We start from the raw sequence: 18,377 nt of genomic DNA on the forward strand, positions 1-18,377 counted from the left end.
TCTGGAAGGCGGCTGGCTTGAAAGGCACTGTGAGGGTGATTGACCGTCCGGCGAACCGCACAGTACGGTGGAACAACTATTTGGTACCGGGTGGACGGGAAAGTGGATCGGTGACGACGCAAGAGGCTGTGGAGTTGTATTACGACCCGTTCGACAACGACATCGACGACGACCCGTACCCGATCTGGAAGCAGATGCGCAGCGAGGCGCCGCTCTACTACAACGAGAAGTACAACTTCTACGCGCTCAGCCGCTGGGGCGATGTGGCCCGCGAGCTACCCAACTGGCAGGCCTACCGGTCTGGGCGGGGCACCACGGCCGACATCCTGTTCAGCGGCATCGAGGTCCCGCCGGGCATCCTGCTGTTCGAGGACCCGCCGCTGCACGATCTGCACCGTCGGCTGCTGTCGAAAGTCTTCACGCCGCGCCGCATGCTGGCAGTCGAGGACCTGGTGCGCGAATTCTGCGCCAAGGCACTGGATCCCCTGCGCGGGCAGGACGGACTGGACTTCGTCGCCGATCTCGGGGCATTCATGCCGATGCGGACCATCGGCTACCTGCTGGGCATTCCCGAGGCGGAGCAACAGAGCATCCGGGATCGCAACGACAAGGCCATCACCGTCGCGTCGGTCGATGCGAGTGCCGACGGGGTGAGCCCGACGATCTTCGCCGACGCCATCGCGATGTTCGCCGAGTACATCGAATGGCGGGCATCGCATCCCTCCGACGACCTGATGACAGATCTACTCACCGCGGAAGTGGAAGACGGCGATGGCGGACAGCGGCCGCTGACGCGCACCGAGGTACTGGCCTACACCGCGATGATCGCCGGCGCGGGCAATGAAACCACCGCGCGGCTCATCGGTTTCATGGGCCAGCTGCTCGGTGAGCATCCGGACCAACGCCGCGAACTCGTGGCCGATCCGGGCCTGATCCCGAAGGCAGTGGAGGAGACGTTGCGCTTCGAACCGCCGTCACCGGTGCAGGCCCGGTACGTCGCCTGCGACGTCGAGCATTACGGGCAGGCCGTCCCTGAGGGCTCCTACATGCTGCTGCTCAACGGGTCCGCCAACCGCGACGAGTCGAAGTTCACCGATCCGGACCGGTTCGACATCCATCGCGCGGGCGGGCATCTGAGCTTCGGTCAGGGCCTGCATTTCTGCCTGGGTTCGGCGCTGGCGAGGCTGGAGGCCCGGGTCGCCTTCGAGGAGGTGCTCAAGCGGTGGACGGACTGGGAGGTCGACTACGCCAACGCTTTTCGCGCCCATACCTCCAGTGTTCGAGGGTGGGCAAGGTTGCCGGTCAAATTCTAGGTGCGCCGGGCACCTATGGGCGTGCGCTCCAGCGCGCGGTCGAGGGCAAAGCGGTGAACAGGATGGTGGCCACGGGTAGGGCCGGCATCGCGTAGACGACGGGGTGCAGTCTGGCCCCGGCGATGAACAGGCTGCCGAAGATCAGCAGGCCGATGACCGCGCCGACGACGACCAGCAGCCGGCCCATCCGGCGCCGCAGCAACAATGCGATGAGCCCCCCGATGGTTGCTGCAGCCGAGATCGCCGCCAGGAAACCGATGGCCACGCAGAACAATCGGTCGGTGCGCCACCAGCCCGCGATCAGATCGGTCGCGATCACGCCGGTGGCCCAGCCGCTGAGGATGGCCAACGTGGCCGCCACGATCGCCGTACGCGGATTGGCGCCCGCCGGGGTGCGCGGGACGATCACGGGCCGGGCGCGGGGCACATAGCTCGTGCTGGCGTCGTCGTCCGCACGGCCGATCAGGCTGGTCTGAGGCTCCGCGCTACCCGCGGTGGGAATGGCGCCGGTGGGATGACGCCGGATGATGCTGGTGTGCGGTTCGTCGGCCACCGGTACGGGCCGGGAAATCGGCTCCTGTGGCTGGCGCCGGATGATGCGGGTGTGGTCGTCGTCTTCGTCGGGGTGATCGGCTGGTCCGTCGTCGCTCACTCAGCCAACATAGCTGCCGAGGCTGAGGCCTCGCTTGGACAGCCACGGCACCGGATCGATGCGGCTGGTGCCGTTCTGCAGAACCTCGAAATGCAGGTGGGGGCCGGTGGAGTAGCCCCGATTCCCGACGGTGGCGATCTGATCGCCGGCCATCACCCGGTCGCCCACGCTGACGAGCCACGTGTTGATGTGACCGTAGAGCGTGACGGTGCCGTCGGCGTGGCGCAGTTTGACCCACGCGCCGTAGCCGGCGGTCGGGCCCGAGGCGATGACGACGCCGTCGGAGACCGCCACGATCGGGGTACCGATCGGGCTCGCGAGGTCGATGCCTGCGTGCAGCACGCCCCAGCGGTAACCGAAGTTCGAGGTCCAGACGTAACCCTTGGTGGGCATGACGAACAGCGGGCGTGACAGCCGGGCCTCGCGCTCAGCGCGTTCCTGGGCGAAGGCGGCGGCCTTCGTGATCTCTTCGGCGTGCACCGAGGTGTCGGCGGTCGAGGAGACCGAGACGATCTGCATGCCGTCCACCGAGCCGGTGACGGAGGCGCCTTCGATGTGGCTGCCCTCGGAGGCAAGGATCGTGTCGTCAGCGTTGGTCTCGGTGGGGTTACCCAGCGAGTAGGCGCCGGCGGCGGTGGCACCCGCAGCCATGGCGGCGATCATCAGGCGGCTCTTGACGGCCCCGGCGTGCTCCTTGCGGTGGGCACCGCGCCGGCCGGACAGGTTGATCACGTCGGTGGCGGCGACGCCGTCGCTCACGTCGGTGTGGCTGTCCCGGTACGCGTAACGGGAGCCGCGGTCACTGCCTGCCTCGGGACGGAAGCGTGAGGGGACGGCAAGGCGGACGGGCACCAGGTCGTCGGTGTCGTCCATGTCGTCGAGTTCGGGGGCGAAGATCACGCCGGATTCGTGGTCGTCCGATCCGCGATCATCATGGTCGGAGTGGTCATCGAACGCTTCGAAAGCGCTGAACGGGATGACGTCGGTGATCTCCGCGGCGTCCAGTTCTTCAGGCGAAACACGGCGTCTGCGCTGGCGCGCGTCCGTCGACACTCCTCGCGGAGCTGCGGACGAACGATGCTGCGACAAGACTCGAGAATCCTTCTTCGTCGTGACCTGAACGTTATCTGGACCAGAGGCACGTTAACCAAATCCCAATGATGGTGGCAACTTATGGGTCTATTCCGCGCCAGAATGTGATCCGTATCACCTCCCGTGGGCGGTGAGATCTACCACATGAGCCGGAGGCGATGCTAACCCGTCACTCAGTGATGGATAAAGTGCCAGCGGGCCCGTCCGGCAAGTACAGGCCGGGCAGTTTCTAAGTCAACGCAGACAGACAACGCCTATCTAGGAAGCACATGGATCTCTTCGAATATCAGGCAAAAGAGCTGTTCGCCAAGCACAACGTCCCCACGACCCCGGGCCGCGTGACCGACTCGGCCGAGGACGCCAAGGCGATCGCCACCGAAATCGGCAAGCCCGTGATGATCAAGGCGCAGGTGAAGGTCGGCGGCCGCGGTAAGGCCGGCGGCGTGAAGTATGCGGCCACCCCCGAAGACGCCCTCGAGCACGCGACCAACATCCTGGGTCTCGACATCAAGGGTCACGTCGTCAAAAAGTTGCTGGTGGCCGAGGCGAGCGACATCGCCGAGGAGTACTACATCTCGTTCCTGCTCGACCGTTCCAACCGCACGTACCTGGCCATGTGCTCGGTTGAAGGCGGCATGGAGATCGAGGAAGTCGCTGCCACCAAGCCCGAGCGGCTCGCCAAGGTGCCCGTCGACGCGGTCAAGGGCGTCGACCTGGCCTTCGCTCGGTCGATCGCCGAGCAGGGTCACCTGCCCGCCGAGGTGCTCGACGCCGCTGCCGTGACCATCCAGAAGCTGTGGGAGGTGTTCGTCGGCGAGGACGCCACGCTGGTTGAGGTCAACCCGCTGGTGCGCACGCCCGACGACCAGATCCTGGCGCTGGACGGCAAGGTCACCCTCGATGCCAACGCCGATTTCCGGCAGCCCGGCCACGCCGAGTTCGAGGACAAGGACGCGACGGATCCCCTGGAGCTCAAGGCCAAGGAGAACGACCTCAACTACGTCAAGCTCGACGGCGAGGTGGGCATCATCGGTAACGGTGCCGGTCTGGTCATGTCGACGCTGGACGTGGTCGCCTACGCAGGTGAGAAGCACGGCGGCGTGAAGCCCGCCAACTTCCTCGACATCGGCGGCGGCGCCTCGGCTGAGGTCATGGCCAACGGCCTCGACGTCATCCTGAACGACAGCCAGGTCAAGAGCGTGTTCGTCAACGTGTTCGGCGGCATCACCGCCTGTGACGCGGTGGCCAACGGCATCGTGCAGGCGCTGCGGATCCTCGGTGACGAGGCCAACAAGCCGCTCGTCGTCCGCCTGGACGGCAACAACGTCGAAGAGGGTCGGCGCATCCTCGCCGAGGCCAACCATCCCCTGGTTGTCCAGGCCGAGACCATGGACGCCGGCGCCGACAAGGCCGCCGAGCTGGCGAACAAGTAAGGGAGACTTGACATGTCGATTTTTCTGAACAAGGACTCCAAGGTCATCGTCCAGGGCATCACCGGTGGTGAGGGCACCAAGCACACCGCTCTGATGCTCAAGGCCGGCACCCAGGTCGTCGGCGGCGTCAACGCCCGCAAGGCCGGAACCACCGTGTCGCACAAGGACAAGGACGGCAACGACGTCGAGCTGCCCGTGTTCGGCTCGGTCGCCGAGGCCATGAAGGAGACCGGCGCTGACGTGTCGATCGCCTTCGTGCCGCCGGCTTTCTCCAAGGACGCCATCATCGAGGCCATCGACGCCGAGATCCCGCTGCTGGTGGTCATCACCGAGGGAATCCCGGTGCAGGACAGCGCTTACGCGTGGGCCTACAACGTCGACAAGGGTGAGAAGACCCGCATCATCGGGCCGAACTGCCCCGGCATCATCACCCCCGGTGAGTCGCTGGTCGGCATCACGCCGAACAACATCACCGGCAAGGGCCCGATCGGACTGGTCTCCAAGTCCGGCACCCTGACCTACCAGATGATGTACGAGCTGCGCGATCTCGGTTTCTCCACCGCCATCGGCATCGGCGGCGACCCGGTCATCGGCACCACCCACATCGATGCCATCGAGGCATTCGAGAAGGATCCCGAGACCAAGCTGATCGTGATGATCGGTGAGATCGGTGGCGACGCCGAAGAGAAGGCCGCGGCCTACATCAAGGCCAATGTCACCAAGCCGGTCGTCGGCTACGTCGCGGGCTTCACCGCTCCTGAGGGCAAGACGATGGGCCACGCCGGCGCCATCGTGTCCGACGGCGCCGGTACTGCCGCCGGCAAGCAGGAGGCCCTGGAGGCCGCGGGCGTGAAGGTCGGCAAGACGCCGTCCGAGACCGCCGCGAAGGCGCGCGAGCTGCTCGCGAACCTGTAAGTCTCTGACACTCTTTACAAGGAAAGGCCCCCGCTGCGGCGGGGGCCTTTCTTCTTGCGCCGAGCCTGCGCTCAGATCGCGTTTTCGTCGGTTTTCACGATCTGATCGCAGACTCGATGTGGGCTAGACCCTTCCGCCGAGATGCTCGGCCAAGAACCGCTCGACGGCGTGGTACATGTCGATCTGGTTGTCCGGGTTGAGGAATCCGTGCCCCTCGTCGTCCTTGACCATGTACTCGACCTCGACGCCGCGCTTGCGCAGGGCTTCGACGAGGTTGTCGGATTCGGCCTGGACCACGCGAGAGTCGTTGGCGCCCTGAACCACCAGCAGTGGCGTGCGGATCTGATCGACCTTCGTGATGGGGGAGCGGGCCAGCATGTCGGCCTCCTGCGCCGGATCGGACGGGTCGCCGACGTACAGGTGCCAGTTGGTGGCCAGGAACGGCCGGGCCACCGTCGGCAGCGTGCGCATGAAGTTGGCCAGGCTGGAGATGCCGACATAGTCGATCGCTGCCGCGAAGATGTCGGGCGTGAACGTCACACCGACGAGTGCGGCGTACCCGCCGTAGGAGCCGCCGAATATGGCGACCTTGTCGCGATCGGCATAACCCTGCTTGACGGCCCAGTCCACCGCATCGATCAGATCGTCGTGCATCTTGCCGGCGAACTCGCCGATCGCGGCTTTGGTGAAGGCCTTGCCATAGCCCGTCGAGCCCCGAAAGTTGACCTGTAGCACCGCATATCCGCGGTTGGCCAGCATCTGCACATCCGGCTGAAAGCCCCAGCAGTCCCGTGACCAGGGGCCGCCGTGCACCAGCAGCACCAACGGCAGGTCGGTGGGCTCGACGCCGACGGGCAGGGTCAGATAGGAGTGCAGTGACAACCCATCGCGCGCGGTGATGGTCACCGGGGCCATCGGTACAAGTGAATCTGAGTTCAGATTCGGATACGGCCGGAACAGCAGCCGGCTCTCGCCGGTCGCGTGATCGTAGAAGTAGGTCGCCCAGGGGTCGCGGTCGTGGGTGAAGTTGACCACCCACCGCTGACCGCTGTCGTCGGAGGAAATCGCGCCGAGGTCACCGTCGGACAGTTTGGTCAGATTCTCCAGTACCGCAGCGAAATTCGGGTCGAGGGCGTGGATCACCTGCCGTTCGCCGTAGTAGCGGGCGCCGATCAGTTCGCCCGTGCTCTCACTCAGGATCATCGGTGACGGCAGCACCATCTGATTGCCGAGGTCGAATGTGGGGTGACTGTCGACCTCGGTTTCCTCGCCGGTGCTCACGTCCAGTCGCACCAGGCGGGTGCGGTCACCGCCTTCGTTGGAACCCAGCCAGATGCCGGTGCCGTCCGGCGAGATGACGACCGGAAAGATCCCCACGGGATAGTCAGTGCCGTCGTAGACCTTGATGGAGCGCAATGATGCGGTGGCCGAGTCCCATTGCGATATCGCGACGTCGCCCTCGGCCGTCAGGGTATTGGTGAACAGATCGCCGCTCGGGGCACACAGCCAGGCGATGACGTTCCCGGGATTCTCCGCCAGCAGGGTGAGTTCCCCAGTGGCTATGTCGATTTCATACGCATCCATCAGTTCGGGACTGCGATTGTTGGTCTGCACGATTGCTTTTCCAGGTCGCCCCTTGGGCAGGTCGAAACTCGCCCTGGCACCCGGAAAAGGCGTGAGATCCACTGCAGGAGTGTCAGGTTGGTCCAGATCGACGCGGTATACATGCCAGTTCTCGTCGCCTCCGCTGTCTTGCATGTACAGCAGCCACCGCGGATTGTCGGTCCAGTCGTAGATGTAGACACTGCGGGTTTCGTCTGCGGTGACGCACCGAGGCGGTGCGTCACCGTCGAGGTCTTGAATCCACACATTCAGGCGGTTCTTCCACGGGGCCAGGTAGGCGATCTTGGTTCCGTCCGGTGAGATCTTGGCGGCGGTGCGTTCGGGCGGGCTGAAGAAATCCTCTACCGAGATGAGTTCGGGTAACGCCATGACGCTCCTTTCATGGATGCGGACAAGCTCTTTCGGAGGTGGTTCAGGACGCGACAGGACCGCCGAGGCGCCCGTTGGTGGCGTCGCGGATGGCCCGGTCGATCAGCGCGAGCGCCTGCTCCTCGGTGACCTTCTTGCCTTCGACGATCACCGCGATGCTGACGTCCTCATCGACGACGCGGAACGCGCCGGTGACCGCGGCGGCGCACAGCCGGACCGTGAGATCTGTTTCCGGTAGGCCCAAGCGCTCGGCGATCACCGGGAGGAAGCCCTGCTCCATCCGGTCATGCACCATCAGGTAGGCCGTGCGCAGGGCGGGCTCGGACCCGGTCATGGTGGCGATCCGCATCGCGCTGATCTCGTCCTCGACATCCTGGGGCGCCAACGGATGTGAAAGCCCGTCGGCGGCAAGATGTTCGGCCAACGACAGGTCATGCGGCCAGCGGTTCAAGATGTCGATGAACCGGTCCGCCGATTTGGCCAATACAGGTTCGACGCAACTTTCCTTCGCGCGGAAGTAACGCCAGATCGTGCGGGTCGAAAGCCCTGCGGCCGCAGCGATGTCGTCACCGCTGGTGGCGGCGACGCCTTGCTCCCAAAACAGCTTGCAGGCATGTCGTGACACCGCGAGACGCGCCAGGTCCTGCTTTTCGCCGATCGCCCTCACCTCCAGAACTTTGTCACTTAGTGACAGCTCCAATGTGTCACTAAGTGACAGGGTCGTCAAGGCGGGACAATCCCTGCCGGTCGCGTCGGGTCGTCGCTCTCGGTCCGGTTCCACATGATCGCCTTGACGTCCCGGAATATCTGGGGAGGTATCCCCGTTTAAGTTGGCTGTTACCCACTTGGGTCCTACCTGTCCGCTAGGAGACGTCATGACCAGGATCGCCGTGATCATCACCAGCACCCGCCGGGAGCGCTTCGCCGATCGGCCGGCGGCGTGGGTGGTGGAGCGCCTACGCCGCGAGGGACTGGACGTGGATGTGATCGACATGCGCGACCACGACCTGCCCAGCTTCGACGGCCGGTCGCCGATGTATGCCCCGCGCCAGTACTCGACCCCGGAGATCGCGGAGTTCGGACGTCGAATCGACGAGGCCGACGCCTACATCGTGCTCGCCGCGGAGTACAACCACGGTTACAGCGGTGTTTTCAAGAACGCGGCCGACCATCTGTTCGCGGAATGGGACCATAAGCCGATCGCATTCGTTGCTTGGGGGAATGTCGGCGGTGCGCGCGCCGTGGAGCAATTGCGCTCCATTGCAATCGAGTTCGGGATGGCTCCCATTCGTCCTGCCGTGCACATCTTGCCGGACGTGTTGGTGCCGGCGATGACGGCATCCACCTACGAAGCCGGACTCTTCGCGGCACTGGACCCGAAGCTCGATGCGCTTGTGGCCGAACTCCTCTGGTGGACCAGCACGTTGAGTCGTGGGCGCGGTCGCGTATCGACGCCCTTCGGCGAGCGGGTTTGACAGGGCGGCACAGGCCGGCGCTCCCGCTCAGCCGCTCAGCCGTCGAGGGCTCGACGTATCTCGGGGTCGGAGGGGGCTGCCGGCGTTTCTACCGGAATGTCCGCGGTGATGAGGCCGGCCAGCCACAGTGCCACCAGCCGAGCGCTGGACCCTGGAGCGTGCTCGGTGGTGCGGTGGATCAGGCCGGCGTTGGCGATCAGCAGCACCGCCAGGTCGGAGGGTCCGGCGTCGGCCCGGACCTCACCGCTGCGTACCGCCCGCTCGAACAGCGTGGCGACGGCACGGTAGTGGCGGGCTCGGAGTTCCTCGACGTGCGGCGACAACGGCCGCAGGGATGTCAGGAGATCAGCCAGACCGCGGTTGGTGGCCTGTAACGCACAGGTGGCGAAGACGCAGTCCCGCAACGCAATTGCCGGATCATCCGCTCGGGCGGCGTCCTCGGCCAGCGCGCAATAGCGCTCGAGGTGGCCGGTGTAGACCTCGGCGAGCAAGGCCTCGCGGGTCGGGAAATGACGGTACAAGGTCGCGTTGCCGGTGTTCGCGCGCCGCGCGATCTCGTTCAGCGACACGTCCACACCCTGCTCGGCATACGCCGCCTCCGCGGCGGCCAGCACGGCCATCCGATTGCGTTGGGCATCAGCACGCACCGGCGAACCTCCTTGACCCAGAGGGAATATTCGGGGATACCTCCCCATTTAATCGTACATCGGGTTAAATGGGGAACATTCCCCGAATAGGAGGTGCCGAAGATGAGAGCAGTGGTGGTCACCGAGTACGGCGGCCCGGAGGTTCTTCAGCAGGTCGAAATCGACGAGCCCCGCGCCGGCCGCGGCCAGATCCGCATCAGGGTGCATGCCGCAACGGTCAACCCGGCCGACGCGCTTCTCCGGGTCGGCGACATCGACGACGCGTTGCGCGCGAGCACCTTGTCGCCGCCGTACCGGCCCGGCATGGAGGTCGCCGGGCTGGTCGACGAGATCGGCCCCGACACCTCGACCGACCTCCGCATCGGCGACCGCGTCATGGCGATCATGATGCCCATCGACGACTCCGGCGGTGCTTACGCCGAATACGTCGTCGTCGACGCGGACCAGGTCACCGCCGCGCCTGCCGGGAGCAGTCACGCCGAGGCCGCCACCCTGCCGATGAACGGCCTCACCGCCCGCCGGGCGCTCGACGTGCTGAACCTGGAGCCCGGTCGGACAATCGCCGTCACCGGGGCCGCGGGTGCGGTCGGCGGCTATGTCGTGCAACTGGCCAAGGCCGACGGGCTCCGGGTGATCGCCGATGCCGCCCCCGCCGACGAGTACCTCGTCTCGGCCCTCGGCGCGGACGAGGTCGTTCCGCGCGGCAATGAGGTGGGACAACGCATCCGGGAGCTGCACCCCGACGGGGTGGCGGCCGTCGTCGACGCCGCACTGCAAGGCGACGAGGTACTGCCCGCGCTGCGCGACGGCGGTCAGATCGCCGTCGTTCGTCGTCCAGGCGAGCGCGGCACCTCGGCGCTGCATCCCGAGCGGGGCATCACGGTCCGCGACGTGTGGGTCCCCGACTACACCCACTCGACCGACAGGCTCGACCACTTACGGGTACTGGCCGAGCAGGGCAAGGTCACCCTGCGGGTAGCGCGGACTTTTCCCGCGGCCGATGCCGCCGCAGCACACCGTGCCATGGAACAGGGCGGCGTCCGGGGCCGTCTCGTCCTCACCTTCGACGAGAACTAGGAGACAACCGAGATGAAACCCATCGGAGTCGGCATCATCGGCGCCAGCCCGGGCAACGGGTGGGCCGCCGCCACGCATGTTCCGGCGTTGCAGGCCTTGCCGCAGTACGAGTTTCGTGCCGTTGCGACCAGCCGCCGCGAATCGGCTCAGCGCGCTGCGGCGGGATGGAATGTCGATGCCTTTGACGATCCAGAGCGGCTGATCGAGCACCCCGACGTCGATCTCGTCGTCGTCGCCGTGAAGGTCCCCGATCATCACGACCTCGTCACCCAGGCACTCGCCGCAGGGAAGATGGTCTTCAGCGAGTGGCCACTGGGTGTCGATCTCGCCCAAGCCGAGGACCTGACCGCGAAAGCGGCCGCTGCCGGCGTAGCGACCGTGATCGGTCTGCAGGCGCGATTCGACCCGGTGATCGCCCACCTCCGGGATCTGGTTCGGCAGGGCTATGTCGGCCGGGTGCTGGCCACGAATCTTGTTGGCTCCGGCCAGGCCTGGGGCCCGTCCACCGAGCCGTCGCGCATCTATGCCTACGACCACCGCAACGGTGTCACCCCGCTGTCGGTGTCCGTCGGTCACGCGCTCGACGCCCTGACGTTCGTCCTCGGAGACGTCGACTCGGTCACCGCGACGCTCAATGTCGGCCACCGGGAGATCAACGTGCTGGGCGGCGCGCCCATCCGATCCACCACGCCGGACCAGGTGGCAGTGACGGGAGCGCTGGAGAACGGGGCCGTGGCCTCGATCTTCTACCGCGGCGGGCTGTCTCGTGCGGGTGACTTCCGGTGGGAGATCAACGGGACCGACGGCGATCTACTGGTCACCAGCCCGGTGCCCAACGGAAACGTGCAAGCCACCGAGTTGGTGCTTGCCGGCGGACGCGGGCCGGAAACTCACGTCGCACCGGTCCTCGCACCGGATTCCCTGTCGGGCACCGAGTTGGGTAACCCGGCTCGCAATGTGGCCGCGCTCTACACGGCCTTCGCTCGCGATCTCGCCGAAGGCACCACGACCGCCCCGTCATTCGGTGACGCGGTGCGGCTGCATCGCGTGGTCGACCGGATCGCCCGCGCCGCAGCCACGGGCGGGGCGAAGATGACAGCTGATTCCGAGGAGACGACATGCGCGCTGCAGTCCTGACCGCTTACGGCACACCGTTGCAGATCCGCGAGATCCCCGATCCCACTCCCGGCCCCGGTGAAGTCCTGGTTCGGGTCATGGCAAGCGGTGTGAACCCGCTCGACATCAAGATCCGCCGAGGCGAGGCCGCACACGCGAAGATGGCACCGCCGGCGATTCTCGGCATCGACATGGCCGGGGTGGTGGAGGCGGTGGGGGCGCAGGTCGACCAATTCCGTGTCGGAGACGAAGTGTTCGGCATGACCGGTGGGGTCGGTGGCGTGGCCGGCTCGCTGGCTGAACTGGCCGCGGTCGACGCCCGGCTGATCGCTCACAAACCCACGGCACTGTCGATGAAACAGGCCGCGGCCCTGCCGTTGGGGTTCATCACGTCCTGGGAGGGTCTGGTCGATCGAGCCGACGTTGCTGCCGGCCAGCAGGTGCTCATCCATGGCGGCGCGGGCGGGGTCGGGTTCCTCGCGGTGCAAATCGCCCTCTCCCGCGGCGCGCAGGTCTTCGCCACCGGAGGCCCGTCGAGCCAGGAGGCGATCCGCCAGGTTGGTGCGACACCCATCGACTACACGACGCGCGCCGTCGATGAATACGTCGATGAGTACACCGGCGGAGAGGGCTTCGACGTCATCGTCGACAACGTCGGCGGGGACACCCTTGACGCCTCGTTCGCCGCGGTCAAGCGCTACACCGGCCACGTCGTCAGCGCATTGGGATGGGGCACTCACAGTCTGGCGCCGCTGTCCTTCCGGGGAGCCACCTACTCGGGGGTGTTCACCTTGATGCCACTGTTGACCGGCCGCAGCCGTGAGCACCACGGCCACATCATGTCCCAGGCAGCCATGCTGGCCGAGAGTGGTCGGCTGGTGCCCCGGCTGGACTCGAGGACCTTCACGCTCGACGAGGTCAACGATGCCCACGAGATCTTCGAAAAGGGTTCGGTCACAGGGAAAGTAGCCGTTCTACCGAATTCCTAGCCAGCCATCACCCGTCTGGCGGACAACGTCATACCGGCCGGCAGGTACCTGGCGGCCAACGGGAACCCTCGATGGCGGCGAGCCCTGACGACCTCCGCCACCAATGGGCGGAATCATCCGTTCATACAGTTTCCTACGACGTAACACCGACACGAGAGGCACTCCGATGAACTGGAACCCAGCCGACACCGCCGTGGTATTCATCGATCCGCAGAACGACGTCCTGAGCCCTACCGGAATCAACTGGGCGGCCACCGGCGCCAGCGTCACCGAAAATGACACCGTCGCGCACATGCTCGCCATCTTCGAAGCCGCGAAGGCCGCATCGTTCGGGATGTTCATCTCACCGCACTACTTCTATCCCACCGATCACCGCTGGCTGTTCAACGGCGCACTGGAAGCCGACGAACTGCGCACCGGCACGTTCGACCGGCCGGGTCCATTGAACCTGGACGGGCTTACCGGCTCAGGAGCCGACTGGCTCGAAGAGTTCAAGCCCTTCATCAACGACCCGGGCACGGTGGTCGTCAGCCCGCACAAGGTATTCGGGTCGCAGACCAACGACCTCGTTCTGCAGTTGCGCAAACGGCGGATCAACAAGGTCCTCCTGGGCGGGATGCTCGCCAACATGTGCGTCGAATCGCACCTACGCGATCTCCTCGAGCAAGGCTTCGAGGTCTACGTCGTCCGCGACGCCATCGCAGGCCCGCGCCACCCCGAGTGGGGGGATGGCTACCAGGCCGCGCTGGTCAACTACGCCTTCCTTGCCCACGGGGTCGTCTGGACCGAGGATGTCGTCGCCGCAATGCGCGCCGCCGCGTAAAACCCTGACGAACAGAGGATTTCGATGTCACTGGTGTCAACCCCGTTCGGATTCACCTCGACTGGTGCCGATGTCCTTGCCGGTGTCGACCTTTCGGGGCGACGCGCCATCATCACCGGCGCCACCTCCGGCATCGGAGTGGAGACCGCACGCGCGCTCGCGGCTGCCGGGGCCGCCGTCCTCCTCGGCGTTCGCAGGCTGGACGTCGGCCGCCGAATCGCCGCCGAGATCACGGCCTCGACCGGGAATGACGCTGTCACAGCGGCGCTCCTCGACGTCGCCGACCTCATGTCCGTCCGAGACTTCACCGCCCGATTCAGCACCGAACCGGTGCACATGCTGATCAACAACGCGGGCATCATGGCGCTGCCGACGTTGACGCGGACCGCGCAGGACCACGAGATGCAGTTCGCCACCAACTATCTCGGCCACTTCGCACTCACCCTCGGGTTGCACCCAGCACTCACAGCCGCACGAGGAGCACGCGTCGTATCGGTCAGCTCCAGTGGACACCTGTTGTCGCCGGCGGTATTCGACGACCTCGACTACCGTTTCCGGCCCTACGACCCGTGGACGGCCTACGGACAATCAAAAACAGCCGACGTTCTTCTTGCCGTGGAACTGACCCGACGCTGGCACAACGAGGGAATCGTCGGCAACGCCCTGAACCCCGGGGCGATCGCCACTGGACTCCAAAAGCACACCGGCGGCCTGCAAACCCCTGTCGATCGCCGCAAAACGATCGAGCAAGGCGCTGCAACCTCCGTGCTGCTGGCAGCATCACCGCTCGTCGAGGGAGTCGGCGGCCGCTACTTCGAAGACTGCAACGAAGCACCGATGGTCACAGAGCGCCCGGACGATTACACCGGCGTCGCACCGTACGCGCTTGACCCCGACAACGCCGCAAAGCTGTGGAAAACCGGACTTGAGTTCCTGGAATGAGCAGACTGGCCACCCTCCAGATTCTGGAAGTTCCGACTCTTCGGGCCGGCGTCGCACTCGTTCCGCGAATTCGGGCGGACCCACGATCAACAGTTCGTCCGCGTGAGGACACGGACTCGCCCCACAGTCCGCGCCCCGACTGGCGACGACCCGCGCACATCCCGGAGGTTGCCATCCGTTGAGCGAGTGACCGAACGCGCCAAGTACTTGGCAGGCCTCTCCACGTGTCGGTATCGACTCTCAGCGGCTGTGTCACCCATCCGCAATGCCGCTGCTGAGGCTGATAACCAGTGAATTCGCTCTCGCCAGACTGATCGGTTAGCCTCACGAATTAACACCCGTCAAGGAGATTGTCATGGTCGATCCGCGCACACCCGTCATCGTCGGCGTCGGACAGTTCACCGAACGCATCGACCTCGACGGTTACCGCGGGATGTCCTCGGTCGAGCTGGCCACCGAGGCTGTCAGGGCGGCACTGCACGATTGCGGCGCCGACGCTGCCGCCGTGGCGCAGGCCATCGACACCGTGGCGGGCACGCGGCAGTTCGAGATCTCCGGTCCGCAGACGCCGACGCTGGGGGTGTCCGACAACTACCCGCGTTCGGTGGCGCGCAACGTCGGCGCCGAACCGGCTCGGGCAATCCTCGAGGTGATCGGTGGACAGAGCCCGCAACACCTCGTCACCGAGTTCGGGGGAGCCATTGCGGCCGGCGAGGCCGAGGTGGTGCTGCTGTTCGGTTCGGAGAACACCTCGACGCTGCGGCACTTCTCCAAGCGCGAGGACAAGCCGGACCACTCCGAGACGATCGACGGCCAGTTGGAAGACCGTGGCTACGGTTACGACGGCATCTTCGACGAGTACACGATCAAGCACGGGCTGATCGGCGCCCCGGTGCAGTACGGCCTGCTGGAGAACGCCCGCCGCGCCCGCCTCGGACTGTCGGTGGGCGACTACCGGCAGGCGATGGCCGAGCTGTTCGCACCGTTCTCCAAGGTGGCCGCCAAGAACCCGTATTCGTCTGCGCCGGTGGAGCGTTCGGCCGAGGAGCTGGCCACCGTCACCAAGAGCAACCGGATGATCTGCGACCCGTACCCGCGCATGATGGTGGCGCGCGATCAGGTCAACCAGGGCGCTGCCACACTGCTGATGTCGGTGGAGGCCGCGCGTCGTCTCGGTGTGCCCGAGGAGAAGTGGGTGTACCTGCGCGGGCACGCCGACATGAAGGAAATCAAGCTGCTCGAGCGTGCCGAACTCGGTTACAGCGAAGCCGCGGTGATCGCGGTCAACGAGGCGCTGCGGATCGCCGGCATCCGACTCGACGACATCGCGGCCTTCGATCTCTACAGCTGCTTCCCGTTCCCGGTGTTCAACATCTGTGACGGCACCGGCCTGGCACCCGACGACGAGCGCGGCCTGACGCTCACCGGCGGTCTGCCCTTCTTCGGCGGCCCGGGCAACAATTACTCAATGCACGGCATCGCCGAGGCCGTCAATGAAATGCGCGACAAACCAGGGAAATTCGCACTGGTCGGCGGCAACGGCGGTATCGCGAGCAAGTACTCGGTCGGCATCTACTCCACCGAGCCCGCAGATTGGGCGGCCGACGGCAGCGCCGCCCTGCAGGATGAGTTCAATACGCAGCAGCGCGTCGCCATCGCCGAAAAGGCCGACGGCCCAGCGAAAATCGAAACCTACACGGTCCGTTACGACTGGACGCCGCGCACCGGCATCATCATCGGCCGCCTCGATTCCGACGGCAGCCGCTTCCTGGCGACGACGACGGACGAGGCGCTGGTGGAGTTGCTCTCCGATGGGGAACCGTTGGGCGCGTCGATCATCGTGACCTCCGGCGAGAAGCGGAACACCGCGACACTGGCCTAGATCGACCCGCTCAGAAGAGCGTCGTGCGGTCCGGCATCAACACAAACCCGTGTTCGCCGACGCGGCACGCGGTCATGCCCTTGTCGTCGACCGCGCACACGGCGTCACCCTTGCCGGCAGTCAATCGGTGCATCGGAGGCAGCGGTGGCGGCGGATGTATCTTGTCCTGCGGGAAATCGGGATCGCCGTTGACGGATTCGACGATGGCCGCCGAAGTCCGTCCGGCACTCACCGACCAGTCGCCAGGGCCTTGGTGGGGGAGTGGCCCCAAGCAGTCGACACTTTCGTACGCCGTGTCCGGGTAGGCGTTGCTCGTGCAGATCAGCCCACTCGGCGTCGTGAATCTGAACCCCTGTGCGCGTGGAACATTCACCTGTTCGTATGTTGAACCGGAGTCGGCGTAGCCGGAGATGTCGGGAAAATCGCTCGTCGACGTACACCCTGCGACCAGCAGTAGTGAACACACGGCCGTCACGCCGGCAGTAACTTTCACGCCCGTCACCTCAGAAGAGCCTCGTCCAGCGAGGACCCAGCACGAACCCGTGCTCGCCGATACGGCAGGCGGTGATATGGGTGCCGACCCCGCAGACAAGGTCATCCCTCGGGTACCGCACCACGTGCTCGGCGGGCAGCAACGGAGGTGGGGCGGCCTGGGGATCGGCCGGGTCGGTGAGCTCACGAATCGCGGCGGCAGACCGTCGTTCGGCTGCCACCAACCACAGCCCGGGTCCCTTGTCTGGCCGCGGACCCCAGCATTGGATCCGCGCGTACTTGGGATCGGGATAGTCGTTGGAGGAACAGGTCAGGCCGCTCGGCGTCCGGAAGCGGTATCCCGAATATCTCTGCCCGCCAGAGAAATAGGTGTCATGGTCGGCGGGGGCGTATTCACTGAAATCGGGAAAGCCGATGCCGTCGCTGGTACCGGTATCGGGTGAGCAGGCGGCAAGTAGCGCGCCGAAGCAGACGACGAGGCGTCCAGCGGTGCGCACCCGCGTCAGCGTAACCGCGAGATCAGCGCCATGGTCGTTCTCCTCGGAATTTCACGACCATGGCGTTGATCTCGGCGCGAAAGGCCGACCAGTCGAGGCCGACCCCAGTGCTAGACCAGCGTCGCGAGCTTGCCCGCGAGCCGCTCGACGTACGCCGACACCTCGGCCTCGGACTTGTCCGGCAGCCCGAACAGCACTTCGGTGACGCCCAGTTCACGCCAGTGCGCGAGCTTCTCCGGGTCCGGCTTGAAGTCCAGCGCCACGATCTGCGGTGCCCCGTCGCGCCCGGCGGCGGCCCAGGTGTCCTGCAGCAGCTTGACGGGTTCGTCGATGTTGAAGTCGCGCGGTGTGGTGATCCAGCCGTCGGCCGACTTGGCGATCCACTTGAAGTTCTTCTCGTTGCCGGCCGCGCCCACCAAGATGGGGATGTGTGACTGCACGGGCTTGGGCCAGGCCCAGGAGGGTCCGAAGTTCACGAATTCGCCGTCGTAGGAGGCTTCTTCCTCGGTCCACAGTGCGCGCATGGCTTCCAGGTACTCGCGCAGCATGGTGCGGCGACGGCCCGGGGGAACCTTGTGGTCGGCGAGTTCGTCGGTGTTCCAACCGAATCCGACGCCCAACGACACGCGTCCACCGGACAGGTGATCGAGGGTGGCGATGGATTTCGCCAGGGTGATCGGGTCATGCTCGACCGGCAGCGCGACCGCCGTCGACAACCGCACCCGCGACGTCACTGCGCACGCGGTGCCCAGCGACACCCACGGATCGAGGGTGCGCATGTAGCGGTCATCGGGCAGGGACTCGTCGCCGGTGGTCGGGTGAGCGGCCTCGCGCTTGATCGGGATGTGGGTGTGCTCGGGGACGTAGAACGTCGTGAAGCCGTGATCGTCGGCGAGTTTGGCGGCCTTGGCCGGGGCGATGCCGCGGTCACTGGTGAAGAGAACAAGCCCGTAGTCCATGACCAGAATTAGAACGTGTTTCAGTCTCAGTAGCAAGACGGACCGTCTCGTTAAGTGTGTCGGAAAGAAGAAAACTTCATC

Annotated in this window: 18 protein-coding genes; 10 read left to right on the forward strand and 8 right to left on the reverse strand. The window is 65.7% G+C overall.

The features are described 5' to 3' along the window. Positions 1-110 precede the first annotated feature (110 nt). Positions 111-1,313, forward strand: coding sequence for a cytochrome P450 (locus tag AB0I14_RS20630; protein WP_358025362.1), 1,203 nt, complete (start codon positions 111-113; stop codon positions 1,311-1,313). 13 nt (positions 1,314-1,326) lie between these two features. Here the strand turns inward: AB0I14_RS20630 and AB0I14_RS20635 are convergent, their stop codons facing one another. Together AB0I14_RS20635 and AB0I14_RS20640 are read right to left on the reverse strand one after the other, a co-directional pair. Continuing rightward, on the reverse strand, positions 1,327-1,965 hold the full coding sequence (locus AB0I14_RS20635; RefSeq protein WP_358025364.1) for a hypothetical protein: 639 nt from the start codon (positions 1,963-1,965) through the stop codon (positions 1,327-1,329). Continuing rightward, positions 1,966-3,054 carry a M23 family metallopeptidase gene (locus AB0I14_RS20640; protein ID WP_358025366.1) on the reverse strand — a complete coding sequence of 363 codons (1,089 nt, stop codon included), beginning with the start codon at positions 3,052-3,054 and terminating at the stop codon, positions 1,966-1,968. 272 nt (positions 3,055-3,326) lie between these two features. Here AB0I14_RS20640 and sucC point away from each other — a divergent pair, with 272 nt between their 5' ends. Together sucC and sucD are read left to right on the forward strand one after the other, a co-directional pair. Next, on the forward strand, positions 3,327-4,490 hold the full coding sequence (gene sucC / locus AB0I14_RS20645) for an ADP-forming succinate--CoA ligase subunit beta (protein ID WP_358025368.1): 1,164 nt from the start codon (positions 3,327-3,329) through the stop codon (positions 4,488-4,490). A 12-nt stretch (positions 4,491-4,502) separates the two neighbouring features. Further along, complete coding sequence (gene sucD, locus AB0I14_RS20650) at positions 4,503-5,405, forward strand: succinate--CoA ligase subunit alpha (protein WP_358025370.1); 903 nt, start codon at positions 4,503-4,505, stop codon at positions 5,403-5,405. Positions 5,406-5,528: 123 nt separating this feature from the next. Here the strand turns inward: sucD and AB0I14_RS20655 are convergent, their stop codons facing one another. Together AB0I14_RS20655 and AB0I14_RS20660 are read right to left on the reverse strand one after the other, a co-directional pair. Next, the gene (locus AB0I14_RS20655) at positions 5,529-7,397 is read right to left on the reverse strand and encodes a S9 family peptidase (RefSeq protein WP_358025372.1); all 1,869 of its coding nucleotides are present in this window, start codon (positions 7,395-7,397) and stop codon (positions 5,529-5,531) included. Positions 7,398-7,440: 43 nt separating this feature from the next. Beyond that, complete coding sequence (locus AB0I14_RS20660; RefSeq protein WP_358025517.1) at positions 7,441-8,055, reverse strand: TetR family transcriptional regulator; 615 nt, start codon at positions 8,053-8,055, stop codon at positions 7,441-7,443. Positions 8,056-8,287: 232 nt separating this feature from the next. On the opposite strand from AB0I14_RS20660, the gene AB0I14_RS20665 reads away from it, so the two are divergent. Beyond that, positions 8,288-8,872 (forward strand): NAD(P)H-dependent oxidoreductase, encoded by a 585-nt coding sequence (locus AB0I14_RS20665; protein ID WP_358025374.1) that lies wholly within the window; start codon positions 8,288-8,290, stop codon positions 8,870-8,872. A 35-nt stretch (positions 8,873-8,907) separates the two neighbouring features. Here the strand turns inward: AB0I14_RS20665 and AB0I14_RS20670 are convergent, their stop codons facing one another. Next, a complete protein-coding gene (locus AB0I14_RS20670; RefSeq protein WP_358025376.1) occupies positions 8,908-9,519 on the reverse strand; it encodes a TetR/AcrR family transcriptional regulator in 612 nt (203 codons plus the stop codon). A gap of 102 nt (positions 9,520-9,621) precedes the next feature. On the opposite strand from AB0I14_RS20670, the gene AB0I14_RS20675 reads away from it, so the two are divergent. The 6 genes from AB0I14_RS20675 to AB0I14_RS20700 all read left to right on the forward strand — a co-directional run bounded on the left by AB0I14_RS20675 (position 9,622) and on the right by AB0I14_RS20700 (position 16,348). Then, on the forward strand, positions 9,622-10,596 hold the full coding sequence (locus tag AB0I14_RS20675; RefSeq protein WP_358025378.1) for an NADP-dependent oxidoreductase: 975 nt from the start codon (positions 9,622-9,624) through the stop codon (positions 10,594-10,596). A gap of 12 nt (positions 10,597-10,608) precedes the next feature. After that, a complete protein-coding gene (locus AB0I14_RS20680) occupies positions 10,609-11,733 on the forward strand; it encodes a Gfo/Idh/MocA family oxidoreductase (protein ID WP_358025380.1) in 1,125 nt (374 codons plus the stop codon). Continuing rightward, on the forward strand, positions 11,715-12,701 hold the full coding sequence (locus AB0I14_RS20685; RefSeq protein WP_358025382.1) for a zinc-dependent alcohol dehydrogenase family protein: 987 nt from the start codon (positions 11,715-11,717) through the stop codon (positions 12,699-12,701). The genes AB0I14_RS20680 and AB0I14_RS20685 overlap by 19 nt, the downstream gene beginning before the upstream one ends. 166 nt (positions 12,702-12,867) lie before the next feature. After that, positions 12,868-13,524, forward strand: coding sequence for an isochorismatase family protein (locus tag AB0I14_RS20690; protein WP_358025384.1), 657 nt, complete (start codon positions 12,868-12,870; stop codon positions 13,522-13,524). Between the two features lie 24 nt (positions 13,525-13,548). Next, positions 13,549-14,466, forward strand: a complete 918-nt coding sequence (locus tag AB0I14_RS20695; RefSeq protein WP_358025386.1) for an SDR family NAD(P)-dependent oxidoreductase — start codon at positions 13,549-13,551, stop codon at positions 14,464-14,466. A gap of 355 nt (positions 14,467-14,821) precedes the next feature. Next, a complete protein-coding gene (locus AB0I14_RS20700; protein WP_358025388.1) occupies positions 14,822-16,348 on the forward strand; it encodes an acetyl-CoA acetyltransferase in 1,527 nt (508 codons plus the stop codon). A 10-nt stretch (positions 16,349-16,358) separates the two neighbouring features. Here the strand turns inward: AB0I14_RS20700 and AB0I14_RS20705 are convergent, their stop codons facing one another. From AB0I14_RS20705 to AB0I14_RS20715, 3 genes are all read right to left on the reverse strand, one after another. After that, on the reverse strand, positions 16,359-16,841 hold the full coding sequence (locus tag AB0I14_RS20705) for a hypothetical protein (protein ID WP_358025390.1): 483 nt from the start codon (positions 16,839-16,841) through the stop codon (positions 16,359-16,361). A 10-nt stretch (positions 16,842-16,851) separates the two neighbouring features. Then, a complete protein-coding gene (locus AB0I14_RS20710) occupies positions 16,852-17,337 on the reverse strand; it encodes a hypothetical protein (protein WP_358025392.1) in 486 nt (161 codons plus the stop codon). A 110-nt stretch (positions 17,338-17,447) separates the two neighbouring features. Beyond that, the gene (locus AB0I14_RS20715) at positions 17,448-18,296 is read right to left on the reverse strand and encodes an LLM class F420-dependent oxidoreductase (protein WP_166906294.1); all 849 of its coding nucleotides are present in this window, start codon (positions 18,294-18,296) and stop codon (positions 17,448-17,450) included. Between the last annotated feature and the right edge of the window lie 81 nt (positions 18,297-18,377).

It is taken from the genome of Mycobacterium sp. NPDC050441, from assembly GCF_040655355.1.
Taxonomy (GTDB): domain Bacteria; phylum Actinomycetota; class Actinomycetes; order Mycobacteriales; family Mycobacteriaceae; genus Mycobacterium.